The 17,472-nt window shown below is 41.5% G+C and carries 16 protein-coding genes and 2 tRNA genes; 1 reads left to right on the top strand and 17 read right to left on the bottom strand.

All coding sequences use genetic code 11. The features are described from left to right. Positions 1 to 133 precede the first annotated feature (133 nt). Positions 134 to 982, top strand: a complete 849-nt coding sequence (locus D8803_RS03190; protein ID WP_000619968.1) for a YitT family protein — start codon at positions 134 to 136, stop codon at positions 980 to 982. A gap of 22 nt (positions 983 to 1,004) precedes the next feature. On the opposite strand, the gene D8803_RS03195 is transcribed toward D8803_RS03190, so the two are convergent. The 17 genes from D8803_RS03195 to D8803_RS03275 all read right to left on the bottom strand — a co-directional run bounded on the left by D8803_RS03195 (position 1,005) and on the right by D8803_RS03275 (position 17,464). Then, positions 1,005 to 2,402 carry an APC family permease gene (locus tag D8803_RS03195; RefSeq protein WP_131200227.1) on the bottom strand — a complete coding sequence of 466 codons (1,398 nt, stop codon included), beginning with the start codon at positions 2,400 to 2,402 and terminating at the stop codon, positions 1,005 to 1,007. Positions 2,403 to 2,528: 126 nt separating this feature from the next. Continuing rightward, complete coding sequence (gene sufB, locus D8803_RS03200) at positions 2,529 to 3,941, bottom strand: Fe-S cluster assembly protein SufB (RefSeq protein ID WP_131200228.1); 1,413 nt, start codon at positions 3,939 to 3,941, stop codon at positions 2,529 to 2,531. A gap of 35 nt (positions 3,942 to 3,976) precedes the next feature. Beyond that, positions 3,977 to 4,417 carry a Fe-S cluster assembly sulfur transfer protein SufU gene (gene sufU / locus D8803_RS03205; protein WP_131200229.1) on the bottom strand — a complete coding sequence of 147 codons (441 nt, stop codon included), beginning with the start codon at positions 4,415 to 4,417 and terminating at the stop codon, positions 3,977 to 3,979. Next, positions 4,404 to 5,630, bottom strand: a complete 1,227-nt coding sequence (locus D8803_RS03210; RefSeq protein WP_061416989.1) for a cysteine desulfurase — start codon at positions 5,628 to 5,630, stop codon at positions 4,404 to 4,406. The genes sufU and D8803_RS03210 overlap by 14 nt, the downstream gene beginning before the upstream one ends. 10 nt (positions 5,631 to 5,640) lie before the next feature. Continuing rightward, positions 5,641 to 6,903 (bottom strand): Fe-S cluster assembly protein SufD, encoded by a 1,263-nt coding sequence (gene sufD, locus D8803_RS03215; protein WP_131200230.1) that lies wholly within the window; start codon positions 6,901 to 6,903, stop codon positions 5,641 to 5,643. 27 nt (positions 6,904 to 6,930) lie between these two features. Then, positions 6,931 to 7,701: a Fe-S cluster assembly ATPase SufC gene (sufC, locus tag D8803_RS03220; protein ID WP_000114489.1), complete on the bottom strand. Its 771-nt coding sequence runs from the start codon at positions 7,699 to 7,701 to the stop codon at positions 6,931 to 6,933. A 150-nt stretch (positions 7,702 to 7,851) separates the two neighbouring features. Continuing rightward, positions 7,852 to 8,046, bottom strand: coding sequence for a DUF3272 family protein (locus D8803_RS03225; protein WP_001081605.1), 195 nt, complete (start codon positions 8,044 to 8,046; stop codon positions 7,852 to 7,854). Positions 8,047 to 8,073: 27 nt separating this feature from the next. Next, positions 8,074 to 9,732: a DNA polymerase III subunit gamma/tau gene (dnaX, locus tag D8803_RS03230; protein WP_131200231.1), complete on the bottom strand. Its 1,659-nt coding sequence runs from the start codon at positions 9,730 to 9,732 to the stop codon at positions 8,074 to 8,076. Further along, positions 9,732 to 10,229, bottom strand: coding sequence for a GAF domain-containing protein (locus D8803_RS03235; RefSeq protein ID WP_071851957.1), 498 nt, complete (start codon positions 10,227 to 10,229; stop codon positions 9,732 to 9,734). Before D8803_RS03235 ends, dnaX begins: the two co-directional genes overlap by 1 nt. Before the next feature lie 82 nt (positions 10,230 to 10,311). Next, the gene (gene rpsA / locus D8803_RS03240; RefSeq protein ID WP_001001617.1) at positions 10,312 to 11,514 is read right to left on the bottom strand and encodes a 30S ribosomal protein S1; all 1,203 of its coding nucleotides are present in this window, start codon (positions 11,512 to 11,514) and stop codon (positions 10,312 to 10,314) included. A gap of 162 nt (positions 11,515 to 11,676) precedes the next feature. After that, positions 11,677 to 11,748: transfer RNA gene (locus tag D8803_RS03245), tRNA-Gln, on the bottom strand. 8 nt (positions 11,749 to 11,756) lie between these two features. Continuing rightward, positions 11,757 to 11,837, bottom strand: a tRNA-Tyr gene (locus D8803_RS03250). Positions 11,838 to 11,886: 49 nt separating this feature from the next. Then, positions 11,887 to 12,117: a DUF2969 domain-containing protein gene (locus D8803_RS03255; protein WP_131200232.1), complete on the bottom strand. Its 231-nt coding sequence runs from the start codon at positions 12,115 to 12,117 to the stop codon at positions 11,887 to 11,889. Positions 12,118 to 12,229: 112 nt separating this feature from the next. Beyond that, positions 12,230 to 13,267 carry a branched-chain amino acid aminotransferase gene (locus D8803_RS03260; RefSeq protein WP_317842870.1) on the bottom strand — a complete coding sequence of 346 codons (1,038 nt, stop codon included), beginning with the start codon at positions 13,265 to 13,267 and terminating at the stop codon, positions 12,230 to 12,232. A 115-nt stretch (positions 13,268 to 13,382) separates the two neighbouring features. Beyond that, a complete protein-coding gene (parC, locus tag D8803_RS03265; RefSeq protein ID WP_131200234.1) occupies positions 13,383 to 15,863 on the bottom strand; it encodes a DNA topoisomerase IV subunit A in 2,481 nt (826 codons plus the stop codon). A gap of 52 nt (positions 15,864 to 15,915) precedes the next feature. Then, entirely contained in the window at positions 15,916 to 16,650 is a 735-nt protein-coding gene (locus D8803_RS03270) for a CPBP family intramembrane glutamic endopeptidase (protein WP_131200235.1), read from the bottom strand. Beyond that, positions 16,631 to 17,464, bottom strand: coding sequence for an aminoglycoside 6-adenylyltransferase (locus D8803_RS03275; protein ID WP_142999191.1), 834 nt, complete (start codon positions 17,462 to 17,464; stop codon positions 16,631 to 16,633). The genes D8803_RS03270 and D8803_RS03275 overlap by 20 nt, the downstream gene beginning before the upstream one ends. Positions 17,465 to 17,472 lie beyond the last annotated feature (8 nt).

Consider the following 17,472-nt stretch of genomic DNA (forward strand, 5'->3'; position numbering starts at 1 on the left):
TTTCTATTCTTCTCAATAAGATAGGGATTTATCACCTTTATTATATCAAAAAATTGTTAAAAAATCATAATGAATCCAATGAAAAAGCTTGGAATTTTGGTATAATCTATCTATAGAAAAGCGAGGGAGAATCATGATCCGAAAAGTTCAGCCTATTGTCACTATCATACTTGGGGCAGCTATTTATGCCTTTGGTCTTACCTATTTTGTAGTTCCTCATCATTTGTTTGAAGGCGGAGCAACTGGTATCACATTGATTACCTTCTATCTCTTTAAAATTCCTGTCTCAGTGATGAATCTCTTGATTAACATCCCTCTCTTTATCCTCGCTTGGAAGATATTTGGTCCCAAAACTCTCTACTCCAGCCTTTTGGGAACCATTTCTCTCTCGATCTGGCTTGCTGTCTTTGAACGAATTCCTTTACAATTTGACTTGCAAGGTGATCTCATTATTGTATCTTTAGTTTCTGGTGTTTTACTGGGAGTTGGTTTAGGAATTATCTTTAATGCTGGTGGTACAACAGGTGGATCAGATATTGTTGCTCGCATCCTCAACAAATACACCAATATTTCAATTGGAAAATTGCTTTTCTCGCTTGATTTCATTATTCTAATGTTGATTTTGATTATCTTCCAAGATTTGCGCCTAGTGACTTATACCCTCTTATTTGACTTTATCATCGCTCGTGTTATCGACCTGATCGGTGAAGGAGGTTATGCTGGTAAAGGATTTATGATTATAACTCAATTTCCAGATCGGTTAGCCGAAAAAATTAACGATGAACTCGGACGCGGCGTAACCTTTATATCTGGTCAAGGTTACTACAGCAAAAAGGATTTAAAAATTATCTACTGTATCGTCGGTCGAAATGAAATCGTTAAAATGAAGGATGTGATTCACCAAGTCGATCCTCAAGCCTTTATCACCATCACAGAGGCTCATGAAATTCTGGGGGAAGGATTTACTTATGTAAAAGATTAAAAAAGCTGGGAATTCCCAGCTTTTATTCTTCTTCAGAAAGTGTAGAGTGACGATAGCCATAAGTAAAGTAAATCACTAGTCCAACCAACAAAGCAAGTCCAAAGGCAATCCATGTTTCCTTGGTATACTGAAGCATAAAGGAAAGACAGATAAGAATGGAAAGGATTGGCAAAAGCGGCACTAAAGGAGTTTTGAATTCTCCTTCTTTTGGCATGCCCTTATCCTTTCTGAGCTTGATAATACCGTAGGCAAGTAGAATTAGATAGGCTAGTGTACAGATATTTAAAAAAGCAGCGATACTGGCTAGCGGAAAGACTCCTGCTGCAATGGCTGAAGCAACTCCTGTTAAGATGGTCGCATTCTTTGGAACCCGGCTAATTTTACTTAGCTGTTTAAAACTTCGAGGTAATAGACCATCACGTGCTAAGCTGTAAATCATTCGAGACAGAGCGTAGGTCATGGAAATACATACGGTTATCAGGGTTAGAATGGCTACCAGTGAAACATAGTTGGCTGCCCAGCCAATTCCGATACTACGCAATGAAAAGGCCACTGCATCATCCACATTGAGTTGGCTATAGTGAACAATCCCAGTCAATACTATTGTTACCAAGGCATAGAGAATGGTGACAATTGTCAGAGAAAGCACAATTCCGCGAGGAATATTTTTTTGCGGACTTTGAATTTCATCAACTGCCATGGAAATCGACTCAAAACCGAGAAAACCAAAAAACATCAAAGATGCGCCCGCCATAATCCCAGTACTTCCACCATATAGTTGACCAAAACCAAAAGGAGCAAAATTCGTCCAATTTTCTGGCTTGATGTACCAAATACCAACTAGAATAAATAAGGCAAGAGCTGAGAATTTCAAGATCACTAGAAGCGAATTAAAGCGTAAGGCTGCCTTGGAATTTAACAAAACCAATCCCGTTACCAAGATCAGTACTAAAATAGGCAGAAAATCGATATAAGTTCCCTGTTCAGGGTTAAAAGTTCCATTCAAGGCTTGAGGCATGGAGATACCATAATTACTGAGCAATCCCTTAAAGTAAGCTGCCCAGCCAGACGCCACACCTGAAACAGCCGTCATGAATTCCATGATGGTCAACCAGCCAGCAATCCAGGCTGGCAATTCTCCTAAAATCGCATAGAGATAACTATAAGCGCCACCAGTAGCAGGCACACGAGAAGCAAATTCTGCAAAAAAGAGGGCTGATAGAGAAACACACAGGGCAGAAATCACGATGGAAATCACTAGTGATGGACCAGCTAGGGTAGCCGCTGCTGTTCCTGTAATGGTGAAAATCCCTGTCCCCACCATGGCACCGATTCCCAATAGAATCAAATCCCACAATTTCAAATGGCGACGCATCTCTGTCTGTCTCAGACTAACATCCTTGGTTCTAAAAATATTCATACTCCATCTCCACTAAATGTAATTGTTTTATTTTACCATATAAAAGCATTTTTGTGAATATTTATTAGGTTCTTTTTTGAAAAAAATTCTGAACAGAAAGGATTCCTGTTCAGATTTTGCATATTCTTACCCAACAGACCCTTCCATTTCATAGCTAATCAAGCGGTTCAGCTCAACTGCGTATTCCATTGGAAGTTCTTTTGTGAAGGGTTCGACAAATCCCATGACAATCATTTCGGTTGCTTCAGATTCTGACAAACCACGACTCATGAGGTAGTAGAGTTGTTCCTCTGAAATCTTAGATACCTTGGCTTCGTGTTCCAAAGCAACTTGCGAGTTGTGAATTTCATTAAATGGAATAGTATCTGACGATGATAAGTCATCCATTATAATGGTATCACACTCGATATGAGAAACAGATTTCTTAGAGTTTTTGTTAAAGGTTACTTGTCCACGGTAGTCCACCTTTCCTCCGCCTTTAGCGATAGACTTAGACACGATAGACGAGCTGGTATGTGGAGCGTTGTGGATCATCTTAGCACCCGTATCTTGGTGTTGCCCTGCATTGGCAAAGGCAATCGAAAGCATGGTACCACGCGCCCCTTCTCCATCTAGATAAACAGATGGATATTTCATGGTTGTTTTGGCACCCAAGTTACCATCAATCCACTCAACTGTCGCATCTTTCAAAGCTTTGGCACGTTTTGTTACTAGGTTATAGACGTTATCAGACCAGTTTTGAATAGTCGTATAACGCATATAAGCTCCGTCCAAGGCAAAGATTTCTACAATGGCTGCGTGCAAGCTGTTACTTGAATAAGTTGGTGCTGTACATCCTTCTACGTAGTGGACACTTGCTCCTTCATCAACGATAATTAAGGTACGTTCAAACTGACCAGTATTTTCATTGTTGATACGGAAATAAGTTTGAAGTGGAATATCCACTTTGACCCCTTTTGGTACGTAGATAAAAGTTCCACCCGACCATACTGCTGAGTTAAGGGCTGCCAACTTGTTATCTGTTGGTGGCACCAACTTCGCAAAGTATTGTTTAAACAAGTCTGGGTATTCCTTGAGGGCAGAATCTGTATCTGTAAAGATAATTCCTAACTTCTCAAACTCTTCCTTCATGTTGTGGTATACCACTTCTGACTCGTACTGAGCAGAGGCTCCTGCTAGATAGGCACGCTCAGCTTCTGGAATTCCGATACGTTCAAAGGTTTCTTTGATCTTTTCAGGTACATCATCCCAAGAACGGGCTGGTTTATCAGATGGTTTTTGGTAGTAGATCAAGTCATCAAAGTCAATCTCTGACAAGTCCGCTCCCCAAGTTTGCATAGGCATTTTCTTGAAGGTTTCATAAGACTTCAAACGGAATTCCAACATCCACTCTGGCTCACCCTTGGCAGCAGATAATTCACGAATAACACCTTCGTTGAGTCCTTTTCCTGTCGATAGGACAGGCTCTACATCATCATGGAAACCAAATTTATATTCACCAAGGTCAATTGGTTTTGGTTCTACTCTTTCTTCAGCCATAATATCCTTTCTTTCATTATATATTTCTATGTTTCTTATTTATTTTCTTGATTTTCAATTGTTTTCTTAAGTGCATTCCAAGCTAGAGTTGCACACTTGATTCGTTGAGGGAATTTGGCAACACCTGACAAGAAGGCGCCATCCCCGAGTTGGTCTTGACGATCATCTTTTTGCCCTTGAACCATTTCAGAAAAGATGGTGGCAAGTTCTAGAATTTCTTGCTTGGTCTTCCCTAAAACGGCATCTGTCATCATACTAGCAGAAGCAGTTGAAATCGTGCATCCTGAATTTAGAAAAGCAATATCTTCCAAACGGTCCTCTGTGTCAAACTTGACAGAGAGGTTGATGACATCCCCACAGGTTGGATTATTGAGGCTGATTTGCTCAGCATCTTCCAGCTTCCCTTGGTGATGTGGATTTTTCGAATGGTCTGCCACCACTGCCATATAAAGGCTATCTAGTTTAGAAAGTGCCATTGAAAAACTCCTTTGTCTTTTGTAAAGCATCGACTAGTTTGTCACAATCCGCCTTAGTATTGTAGATATAAAAACTTGCACGAGCTGTTGCTGGGACTTCCAAATATTGGAGCAAAGGTTGGGCGCAATGATGACCAGCGCGAACAGCCACTCCTTCATAATCCAGTGCTGTAGCTAGGTCATGGGGATGAAGATCACCTAGGTTAAAGGCAATAACACCTGAACGTTGAGCCAAATCCTGCGAACCATAAATAGTCAAACCTTCAATGGCCTGCAATTTTGGAAAGACGTATGCAATCAGTTCTTGTTCATGAGCTTCAATGGCATCCATACCAATCTTTTCTAGATAATCCACTGCAGCTGCAAGTCCAATAGCTCCTGCCATATTGGGTGTCCCAGCCTCAAATTTCCAAGGCAATTCCTTCCAACTAGCAGATTGCTCATAGACGAAATCAATCATCTCACCACCAAATTCAACTGGTGACATTTGCTCAAGATACTTTTCTTTGCCATAAAGCACACCGATACCAGTCGGACCAGCCATCTTGTGACCCGAAAAGGCAAAGAAGTCCACATCCAAGTCCTGTACATCAATCTTCATATGAGGTGTAGATTGAGCACCATCCACCACCATGATAGCTCCAACATGGTGGGCTAATTGAGTGATTTCTTTGATAGGATTGACCACACCAAGAACATTTGAGGCGTGAGCTAGAGAGACAAACTTGACTTTATCAGTCAATTTAGCTCGCAAGTCATCCATATCCAGAGCTCCGTCCTTGAGATAAACATAGACAAGCTCTGCTCCAGTCTTGCGGCAGGCCTCCTGCCAAGGAATGATATTGGAATGGTGTTCCATGACAGAAATCAAGACCTGGTCTCCCTCAGTCAGGATTTCCTCAGCGAAGCGTGCCACCCAGTTAAGGCTGATTGTCGTTCCTCTGGTAAAGAGAACTTCCTTTGTAGAGCCTGCATTGATAAACTTACGAATGGTTTCACGAGCAGCTTCATAAGAAGCTGTTGCTCGCTCAGCCAAGGTATGAACACCACGGTGAACATTGGCATTGTCCTGCTCATAGTAGCGGTTGATTGTTTCCAGAACTGCTAGTGGTTTCTGTGTCGTCGCAGCATTGTCCAGATAGACCAGAGGTTCATCGTTGACAATCTGGTCTAAAATTGGAAAATCCTTGCGAATCGCTTCTACATCTAACATAGCCTTCCCCTTAGCGTTTTGACAATTTTTCTTCGATCGTTGCAATCATTTCATCACGAACTTCTTGGACTGGAATCTCAACGATAACAGATCCAAGGAAACCACGAACAACCAAACGCTCCGCAGTCGCCTTATCCAAGCCACGGCTCATGAGGTAGTACATATCTTCTGGATCCACCTGCCCGATAGAAGCCGCGTGACCTGCAGTTACGTCATTTTCATCAATCAAAAGAATTGGGTTGGCATCTGAACGTGCTTGGTCTGAAAGCATGAGAACACGGCTCTCTTGTTGCGCATCTGCTCCCTTAGCACCCTTGATAATGTGTCCAATACCATTGAAGGTCAAGGTCGCTTTTTCAAGGATAACCCCATGTTGGAGGATATTTCCGATTGAGTTGCAACCGTAGTTAGTCACTCGAGTATCAATCCCTTGAACCTGACGGCCACTTGAAAGAGCTACGACTTTAAGGTCAGCATGGCTACCATTTCCAATCAAGTCGCTATCAAAGTCCGCAACGACATTTCCTTCATTCATGACACCAATCGCCCAGTCAATGCTTGCATCGTTGCCTAGTTTACCACGACGGCTAATATAGGCAGTGACATTTTCACCTAAACGGTCAATAGCTGCAAATTTCACTTGCGCACCTGAACGAGCAATCACTTCGACTGTGATATTAGCAGTTGCTTTGGCACTTCCTTCACCTCGTGACTCTAGACGTTCAAGATAGCTTATTTTAGAGTTTTTACCAGCAATGATAAGGATATGCTTGTTAAATGGGACATCGCTATCGCTGTCTTGGTAGAAAATACCTTCAATTGGTTCTGTAATCTCAACATTATCAGGAATGTAGAGAACAGCACCACTGTTAAAGTAAGCTGTATGGTAAGCTGCCAACTTGTCGTCATCATACTTAACTGATGACATGAAGAATTCCTCAATAAGCTCTGGAATTTCTTCTAAAGCTGAGTGAAAGTCTGTGAAAACAACACCCTGTTCAGCCAATTCAACTGGAATTTGCTCAAAAACAGTTTGGGTTCCAACTTGTACCAACTTCAAGTGGTTATCTAAAGCAGTGAAGTCAGGAACATTTGCTGAAGGTTCACTTTCTGTGATGGTTCCATCCCCCAGATTCCAACGGTGAAATTTGACACGCTCAATAACTGGTAATTCCAAACTCTCAATCTTATCAAAAGCTTTTTGACGGAGGTCAGCCAACCAGCTTGGTTCAGCGTGCATTTCTGAAAAAAGTTTAATAGTTTCTTTAGTCATTTACTTCTCCTAAAAGATACGAGGAAATTACAATTCTTCCTTGTAGTCGTAGCCAAGTTCTTCAGCTAGTTTTGCGTATCCTTCACGTTCCAAACGCGCTGCCAATTCTGGGCCACCAGAAAGAACAACACGACCTTCCATCATCACGTGTACCACGTCTGGTGTGATGTAGTTCAAAAGACGTTGGTAGTGAGTGATGATCATAGCACCAAAGCCTTCACCACGCATGGCATTGACACCTTTAGAGACAACTTTAAGGGCATCAATGTCAAGACCTGAGTCAATCTCATCCAAAAGGGCAAAAGTTGGTTCCAACATCAAGAGTTGAAGAATTTCATTACGTTTTTTCTCACCACCAGAGAATCCTTCGTTGAGGTAACGCTCTGCCATTTCTTCTTTCATGTTGAGCAATTCCATTTTCTCATCTAGTTTAGTGATGAACTCACGAACTGAAATCTTTTCATCATCTTCTTTACCAGCATTCATAGCTGCACGAAGAAATTCAGCGTTGGTAATTCCAGGGATTTCAGATGGGTATTGCATAGCAAGGAAAAGTCCCATACGCGCGCGCTCGTCCACTTCCAATTCAAGGATATTTACACCATCAAACAAGACTTCCCCTTTTGTAACCTCATAGTTAGGATTCCCCATGATAGCTGCAGAAAGAGTCGATTTCCCAGTACCATTTGGTCCCATGATAGCTGCGATTTCTCCTGTTTTCAGAGTCAGATTGACTCCTTTCAAAATTTCTTTTCCTTCAATCTCAACGTGAAGATCTTTGATCTCTAATACTGACATGATAGTTCCTTTCTTTTTCAAACATTTTGCTCAATACTTTAGGAAATTGCTTACAATCCCTAAAAAATAGGACAAAAGGTCAATAAATATACTCTACTAGTATAACAAAAAAAAGCCTAAAAGGCTTTGATTTTGTCTAGAAGCTGGGGGCTAATCCTTGCGGTTTAAGTGTTGATCAATAGCGTCTACGATTTTTCCCATCACGTAACTTAACCTAAAATTTCGAAAGAGTAGAATGGCCCAAAAAGCTGCCATAACATAGCGACCAGTCATCAAAGATTCATTGAAAAAATAAGTCTCAGCAGCCGTGAATAACGCTATTATAATAAATTGTTGTCTATTCATAAGATTATTGTATCATGAAATCCACTTTTAGTCTTCTTCAACCATGACTTTATCAGCTAGAAATTCGAATCCTTCTGGAATCAAGCTCTCTTCTTCCACCTCTTGGTCAGCTTGAGGAGACTTGTTTTTAGCTGAAAATGCTGCTCGAACCTCTTTCCATTCCTCTAGGGAAATTGCCAAAATCTCAGGTGAAAATCCAGCTGCCTGGCTGAGAATATTGCCAAACATAGTATTGAGATTATCTCTTTTCATGGTTTGACCAGCATTGAAATTAGACTCAAAGGCTAAAATAGCATGGTGTTCATTGGCCGCAACTGGTTGAGAACCCACGAGAAGAGCCTTATCAGGTCCAGCTAAACTTTCAATCACTTCTCCCCACGCATTCTGGAGGCGAATCAAGTTTTGTCGTGCCAAATCAGGATTTTCAACAGCTTCTTGCAGAATAGACTGAACTTTGTTGCGATCTACTCGATAGACTGTCTTGGAAGTGGCTGGACGACTAGGAACTGGCGCAACTTGTTTAGGAGCTGTGCCCACATTGGCAAGTTCTTGCTTGAGACGGGCAACTTCCTGTCTCAGTGCAGAAATTTCACTTTCAACAGCTCCTGAAAGCGCAGATTCAGGCTTGATTTCCGCTAAACGAATGGTCATCATCTCAGCATAAATCTTAGGTTGCAGGCTAGCTTTCATATCCGCCAAGCTCACAGTCGCTATTCGAATCATTTCAAAGAGACTTTCCTGAGACAGAGCTAGATTGTCCATAAAAACTGGACTATGATGAGTATTTTCGCCACCCGTCTGAACAACTAGTAGATCACGCAAATACTGCAAGAGATCCGTCACAAAACGAGTCATGCTCTTACCATTTTCAAACAAAAGATTCAAAGAATCAAGCGCTTTTGGAACATCCTGCTGGGACAAGGCAGCTACATAATCATCAAGTGCTGATAAACTAATAGTACCTGTAATCTCCTCAGAGATGGCAGTCGTGAGCTCATTCCCTTGCGTCAAACTCAAGGCTTGATCCAGAATAGACAAGGCATCCCGCATCCCACCTTCAGCCCGTCTAGCGATAATTTCCACAGCCTCTGGTTCAGAACTGATATTCTCTTTTTCTAAAATATGATGAATATGTGCCGTGATATCTTGCGTTCGAATTGATTTAAACTCAAAACGTTGGACACGCGATAAAATAGTTGCTGGAATCTTGTGCAATTCGGTAGTCGCCAAAATAAAGACAACGTTCTGGGTTGGTTCTTCTAGGGTCTTCAAAAGCGCATTAAAAGCTCCTGTAGACAACATATGAACCTCGTCTATGATATAGACCTTATAACGGGCCAAACTAGGAGAATAGGTGGATTTATCACGAATTTCACGGATTTCATCGACTCCATTATTCGAAGCCGCATCCATTTCGATAACATCTTCTAGGCTACCTTCTGTGACTGCTTGGCAGATATAACAGTTATTACATGGTTCCCCGTCTACCTGGTTCGGACAGTTCATAGCCTTGGCAAAAATCTTGGCTACACTGGTTTTACCAGTTCCTCGAGGACCTGAGAAAAGATAGGCATGACTAATCTTTTCCTGCTCAACTGCTTGTTTTAGGGTTTTAGCCACAACTTCTTGACCTACTAGTTGTGAAAAAGTCTGGCTTCTATATTTTCGATAAAGTGCTTGATACATTAGGCTTTCTCCTCAAACATCGTAAAGTCCCATTCTGTCTTCTCAAGCAAAATAGCGACAAATTGTTCCAAGTAATCACGATCAATAGCATTGTAATCATCAATAAGTGAAGAATCCAGGTCTAAGACACCCAGCAATTGACCATTCTTGAGCATGGGAACCACGATTTCACTCTTGGCCATACTATCACAAGAAATGTAGTTTGGATAGGTGCTCACATCGCCAACCAAAACAGTCTCTTGAAACTCAGCAGCTTCTCCACACACGCCTTTTCCAAGCGGAATGCGAATACAAGAAACACCACCCTGAAAAGGCCCTAAAACCAACTCGCTACCATCAAACAGATAAAACCCTGCAAAGACAGTATTCGGAAAGCGAGATTTTAGAAGGGCACTAGCATTTGAAAGATTGGCAAGAACATTGCTCTCACCTTCAAGTAAATAAGAGAGTTCCTCATTTAACAATTGATATTGTGATTGTTTTTCTGAATCTAACATAGAACTATTATATCAAAAATGAGAAAGAGACAAAAGAAAAATCCCTTGTTTTAAACAAAGGATTTTGTGATTATCAATTTGATTAAAGTTCGATATCACCGAACAAGTCAGCCATTGAGAATCCTGTTTGTGTTTCTGGAAGTTCGAAATCACGTTTTTCTTGACGTTTTGGACGACGTGGACGAGCAGCACGTTTTTCTTCTTTTTGTCCTTCTTCTTGAGCTGGACGTTCTTCAAGAGCTTTGATAGAAAGAGATACACGTTCTGCGTCAGCGTTAACATCAAGGACTTTAACAGTAACTTCTTGACCAACAGTAAGAGCTTCTTTTGGATTTTCGATACGTTTGTGTGAAATTTGTGATACGTGAACAAGTCCATCGATACCTGGCAATACTTCAACAAATGCACCAAAGTCAGTCAAACGTTTAACTGTTCCTTCTACTACATCACCTTTAGCCAATTTTTGCTCAACACCATCCCATGGTCCAGGTGTTGTTGCTTTAAGTGAAAGTGATACGCGTCCTTCTTCTTCGTTAAGATCAAGGATCTTCACTTCAATTTCTTCACCAACAGTTACAACTGATTTAGGTGATACGTTACGTTCGTGTGACAATTCAGTCAAGTGAACCAATCCGTCGACTCCACCAAGGTCGATGAAAGCACCAAAGCTAGTGATACGAGCAACTTTACCAGTTACGACATCACCAACGGCCAATTTACCGAATACTTCAGCACGAGCTGCTGCAGTAGCTGCTTCAACAACTTCACGACGTGAAAGGATGAAGCGGTTTTCTTTAGGATCAACTTCTTTGATTTTAGCATCAAATTCTTGACCTACGAAACGCTCAGTGTTACGTACGAAACGAGTATCCAACATTGAAGCTGGGATGAATCCACGAACACCTTCAAATTCTACTGAAAGTCCACCTTTAACGGCACGAGTTCCTTTAACAGTAACAACTTCTTCTTCGCGTCCTACAAGTTTGTCCCATGCTTTGCGAGCTTCAAGGCGTTTTTTAGATACAAGGTATGTAACTGTATCAGTATCTTTACCAACTACTTGACGAAGTACAAGAACATCCAATACTTCTCCTACTTTCACAAAGTCATTGATATCTGCATCGCGATCGTTTGTCAATTCGCGAAGAGTCAAGACACCTTCAACACCAGTCCCAGAGATTGCAACGTTAGCTTGAGTCGCATCAACTGTCAATACTTCAGCACTAACAACATCACCAGGCTCAACTTGGCTAACGCTATTTAGCAAATCTTCAAATTCGTTCATCTAAAAAATCCTCCAACAATCAAGTTTTTCCAAACTTGACATACTTATAATTTTTTTCCTAAGCACCCGCAAAGACATGTTCATATCGTTCACGTCTTTCAATTATAAAAATAAAATACCCTAAGATATTTTTCTTTTTATCTTGAATTTATTACCTAAGAACTGGGGTAGCTGGATTCGAACCAACGCATGAGGGAGTCAAAGTCCCTTGCCTTACCGCTTGGCTATACCCCATTGATGAATGGAGAGAGAGGGATTCGAACCCCCGAACCCGAAGGAGCGGATTTACAGTCCGCCGCGTTTAGCCTCTTCGCTATCTCTCCAATGTTTAACGAGAACTATTATATCATGAAATTTTCAATAAAACAAGTATTATTTTGTCAAATTATAGTTTTCAATCAAAATTTCCACAGCTTTTTCAAGTTTTTTATAAAAACTATCGACATTTCCATTCTTTATGATGGCAAATTGGCTATCTAATTCGGCAATTTCACCAATGATCTTTTTCCCAATCGTCAAAACGTAACCTTCATAACTGTCTTTTCCAACAGTCACCTTTGCATCTGTTAATTGAATTTCAATTTTCTTATCTTTTTTACTCATACTTTACCTCTTTTCACTTTTTCTATTGTACAGGAAAATGCTCAAACTAGCAAGAAAAAACTCCATTTCAGCCATTATAACTGCTATGGAGTTTCTCTTTACTTTGTGTCGTTTAGTCTACTTTGACAATCCATCCCTCTGGTGCTTCAACATCACCGAATTGGATACCAGTCAATTCATCATAGAGTTTACGTGTCACAGGACCTACTTCTGTTTCACTATAGAAAACATGGAAATCGTCACCGTGTTGGATGCCCCCAATTGGAGAGATAACTGCTGCTGTTCCACAAGCACCTGCCTCTACAAAACGATCCAAATTGTCAATCGGAACATCACCTTCGATCGGTGTCAAGCCCAAGCGGTGTTCAGCTAAGTAAAGCAAAGAGTACTTAGTAATAGATGGCAAGATAGAGGGGCTTAATGGCGTTACAAACTCGTTGTCTGCTGTAATTCCAAAGAAGTTGGCTGATCCGACTTCCTCAATCTTGGTGTGGGTAGCTGGATCTAGGTAGATAACATCTGAAAAATTACGTGATTTTGCCATTTTACCTGGTAGAAGACTGGCAGCATAGTTCCCACCAACCTTAGCCGCACCTGTACCATTTGGCGCTGCACGGTCGTATTCATCCTGAATCAAGAAATTAGTTGGAACCAATCCACCTTTAAAGTAGTTACCAACTGGCATAGCAAAGATAGTGAAAATGTACTCCTCTGCAGGTTTTACTCCGATGATGTCTCCAACACCAATCAAAAGCGGACGGAGATAGAGGGTTCCACCCGTTCCGTATGGTGGTACATAATCTTCATTGGCACGAACAACCGCTTTACAAGCTTCCACAAACATCTCAGTTGGGACTTGAGGCATCAAGAGACGGTCGCAGGTACGTTGCAGACGCTTGGCATTTTCATCAGGACGAAAAAGTTGAACACTGCCATCCTTTGTACGATAGGCTTTCAAGCCCTCAAATGCTTGCTGTCCATAGTGGAGACTTGGAGAAGACTCTGAAATATGCAAGGTCGCATCCTCTGTCAACCCTCCTTGATCCCATTGACCATTTTTGTAATGAGCGATATAGCGATAAGGTAATTTCATATAAGAAAATCCAAGGTTTTCCCAATCAATTGCAACTGTCATGTGTTTCTCCTTTATACTATTCAAACTATGTGTTCTATTCTACACTTTTCTAGTAAAATTTCAAGTATTATTTGTAATTTTCTGAAAATTTTCTCGACAAAAAGAAATCAGCCCTCTGGACTGATTCTTTTTACGAACTTGCTTTGTCCTCTTTAAAGACTTCTTTGAGGTAAGCATCGAAGACTTCTTCATCTGAAATGGTGTCAGAAATGAAGCTTCCGTTGCTAGTACGTTCTGACAAGTTGAGGTCTTGCAACCGACTCTCATAGATTGTTCCCTTGTTAGATTGGACAAGTAACGTTTGGTCGTTTTCTTCTACTTCTGTACTAAAGAGATCACCAACGAAACCTTGCTCTGCAACTGCTCCAGCCAAGAAGACTCGGTGCGGTTTGTTTTTCAACTCACGCAAGACTTGTAGGCCTCGTTTGGCACGGCTGGTCGCTGGAATTTCCTCAATGGAAACGCGTTTCAAGCTTCCACGTTGGGTCAAGAGGTAGAAGGATGAGGTGTTACAGATAAAGGCTGCCTGAAGCGCATCATCTGCTTTCAGGTTCATAGCCTTGACACCTGCAGCCTTGGCACCGACAACGGGAACCTCTTCGATATTGAAACGAAGGGCATAACCATTTTGACTAATCAAGAGAACATCATCTAGTTTAATCGGAGCTACTGCTACAATCTGGTCTGTCTCGTCTTTGAGCTTAGCATACTTGACAGACTTCGACTTGTAGGTCCGCCATGGAGAGAATTCTTTGCGTTCTACACGCTTGATTTGACCAAGGCGAGTCGCTGCAAAGTAGGTAGTTGCATCATCAAACTGATCCACGACTTCTGCATAGAGAATTTCTTCGTTCGTTTCAAAGTTTGTAATGGTCTGACTCAGATGCTCTCCGATATCCTTCCAACGAATATCTGCCAATTCATGGATTGGTCGATAAATGACATTCCCAAGAGTTGTGAACATCAAGAGGTGCTGGGTTGTCTTGGCAGATTGAACAAAGATCAAACGATCATCATCACGCTTGCCAATTTCTTCCAGAGTGGATGCCGCAAAGGAACGTGGGCTAGTACGCTTGATATAGCCTGCCTTAGTCACGCTGACATAGGTATCTTCCTCGACAATCAAACTAGCTGTGTCAATCTCGATTGCTTTCGCAGTGTCTTCTAAAGAACTTAAACGTGGAGTCGCAAATTTCTTCTTGACCTCACGAAGCTCTTTTTTCATGAGATTGTACATGGTCCGTTCATCACCGATGATAGCTGCAAGCATGGCAATCTTTTCACGAAGCTCTGCTTCTTCTTCTTGCAAGACAACCACGTCTGTATTGGTCAAACGGTACAGTTGCAAGGTCACGATAGCCTCTGCCTGCTCCTCTGTGAATTCATAGCTGACCTTGAGATTTTCCTTTGCGTCAGCCTTATTTTCAGAAGCACGGATAAGAGCAATCACTTCGTCCAAAATCGAAATCACGCGAATCAAACCTTCAACAATATGGAGACGTTTCTCAGCCTTTTCCTTATCAAAACGGGAACGCGCCAAGATGACTTCGCGACGGTGGGCGATATAGCTAGACAAGATTGGGACAATCCCGACCTGACGAGGCGTGAAATTGTCAATCGCTACCATGTTGAAGTTGTAGTTGATTTGCAGGTCTGTGTACTTGAAGAGATAGTTAAGAACCAGCTCGGTATTAGCATCTTTCTTGAGTTCAATAGCAATACGAAGACCATCACGGTCAGACTCATCACGAACCTCAGCGATCCCTGCCACCTTGTTATTGACACGAACATCATCGATTTTCTTGACCAGATTGGCCTTATTGATTTCATAAGGAATTTCAGTGATAACGATTTGTTCCTTACCACCTTTTAGCTTTTCAATCTCCGTCTTAGATCGAACGACCACGCGCCCTTTCCCAGTTTCATAGGCTTTCTTGATTTCGTCACGCCCTTGGATAATCCCTCCTGTCGGGAAATCTGGTCCAGGCAAGAATTCCATCAGCTTGTCCACCTTGGCTGTTGGGTGATCAATCATGTAAACAGTCGCATCAATGACCTCAGCTAAATTATGCGGAGGAATGTCTGTGGCATAACCAGCCGAAATACCAGTCGATCCATTCACCAAGAGGTTTGGAAAGGCTGCTGGTAAGACAGTGGGTTCTTTCTCGGTATCATCAAAGTTCCAAGCAAAAGGAACTGTCTTTTTCTCAATATCCTGAAGAAGGTACCCAGCAATTTCAGACAAACGTGCTTCAGTATAACGCATAGCCGCAGGTGGGTCCCCGTCCATAGAACCGTTGTTACCGTGCATTTCGACTAGAATCTCACGATTTTTCCAATCCTGAGACATACGAACCATGGCATCATAAATAGAACTGTCACCGTGTGGGTGGAAATTTCCCATGATGTTCCCGACAGACTTGGCAGACTTACGGTAGCTCTTGTCAAAGGTATTGCCATCCTTATTCATCGAATAAAGAATACGGCGCTGAACCGGCTTCAAGCCATCCCGAATGTCTGGCAAAGCTCGGTCTTGAATAATGTACTTGGAGTAGCGACCAAAGCGCTCCCCCATGATGTCCTCAAGGGACATGTTTTGAATGTTAGACATAATAATTCTCTTTTTAGTATTTTATTGCAAAGTAAATCTATATTTTATAAATTTAACTGTTTCTTTGTAGGTAGTGAGAAAAGAAGAGTAATCCTACTAATCCTAGAATGAATAAAAGATTAATTTTAATAACAAATAAACTAAGTAGGGTATTAATTAGACCATGAAAAATGGCGCAAAAGAGGACCGACTTAGTTTTTTTGAAAACAGCAGCTAGAAGAATGCTGAGATAAATTGCAAATAGACTGAATAATATAAAAGGCATCCTACTTTGGGAACTCCCAATCACAAACCATAAAGGTACATGCCATACTGCCCAAATACAACCTGTTATCAAACTGGAAATCCAAAAGGAGAATCTAGTTTCCAAAGTTGGTTGCAAGGTGCCTCGCCATCCCAGTTCTTCTTCTCCACCATAAACACAGACTGCACTCAAAAAAATAACAAATAAATTTTCTAGTGGAAAAGCTGGATTAATCTCCTTGGACGAGAAAGCAATAACACCCGTCTGCACGAAAATTAGTAAAAGAAATAAGAAAATATATTTCTTTGAGTCCCCTAAGATAAAAGAAACTATACTTTTAATTGATTTTTGAGGCAAACAATATATGGCTGCAATAGTTGGACCGAAACCTCCTAGCAGATGGAGAAAAACTCCAAGAGGACTTGGTAGACTTAAGAGGTTCATTTGCGTCAGGAAAGCAAGCAATCCCCAACCAAGCCCCCAAGAAATGAGAAAACTAATCAGTAAAAACTTTGTTATCTTCTTATCTTGTAATGGTTTCATTTGTTTCGAGTCTCTCCTTAGCATACTCAATCATCTTCTCAGCCACTTCCTTATCGTAGGCAAAACCCATCTTTTGAGCAAGGATTTGAGCTTCTCTGTTAAAAAGTTGCATCGTAGCAAACAATGACTGAGTAAGTTTCTCTACACTTGAAAAATCAAACAGATTTGAGAATTCTTTCTCTTTCTCAATAGGTAAATAATTAAAGAGATACTTGTAGTTCTTGCCGACATCGACAGTCCCCTTATCACTTGCGACCTGCCAAGCCAAGACCTTCAAGAGTTCTTGCTGGCAAATGCCGTAGAGATGGTCAGTCGCGTAGATGAGCTGATTGCGACAAATCCCTTTAACCACGTAGGCTGATACCCACCAAAATTCATTGCAGGCTTTCTCAAAATTTGTCTGACTAGCTGGACTTGTCCAGTAACGTTGAGGACTTGTAGTATAGGACTCAAACAAGCCTTTCTCATCTTTCAAAACTGTATAATCAGCTTCACTATCCACCCACTCTTGAATGTGGTCTTTGGGGCAAAGAGTCAAATCTATTCGATTGCCATCTTCAAAGAGCATAAGATAAAGACGACGGTTTCCCAGTACATTATACTGTTCAATCAGACGGTTGCCAAACTGTTCTAACCAAGAAAGGTCAGCCGCCAGAGCGTCCAAATCCTCCACGATGTAGACCACATCGTAGTCTTGGAACTCGTCCTTAGGGGCGTTTGGGTTTGTCCGCGAACCAGACATAGCGACAGCGTTGACTTGGAGTACTTTTGCGGTTTGAAAAATTAAATCAAGCATTTGGGGTTCAGTTCTCATGGGGATAC

The organism is Streptococcus oralis (assembly GCF_003943385.1).
Lineage (GTDB): Bacteria > Bacillota > Bacilli > Lactobacillales > Streptococcaceae > Streptococcus > Streptococcus oralis_CA.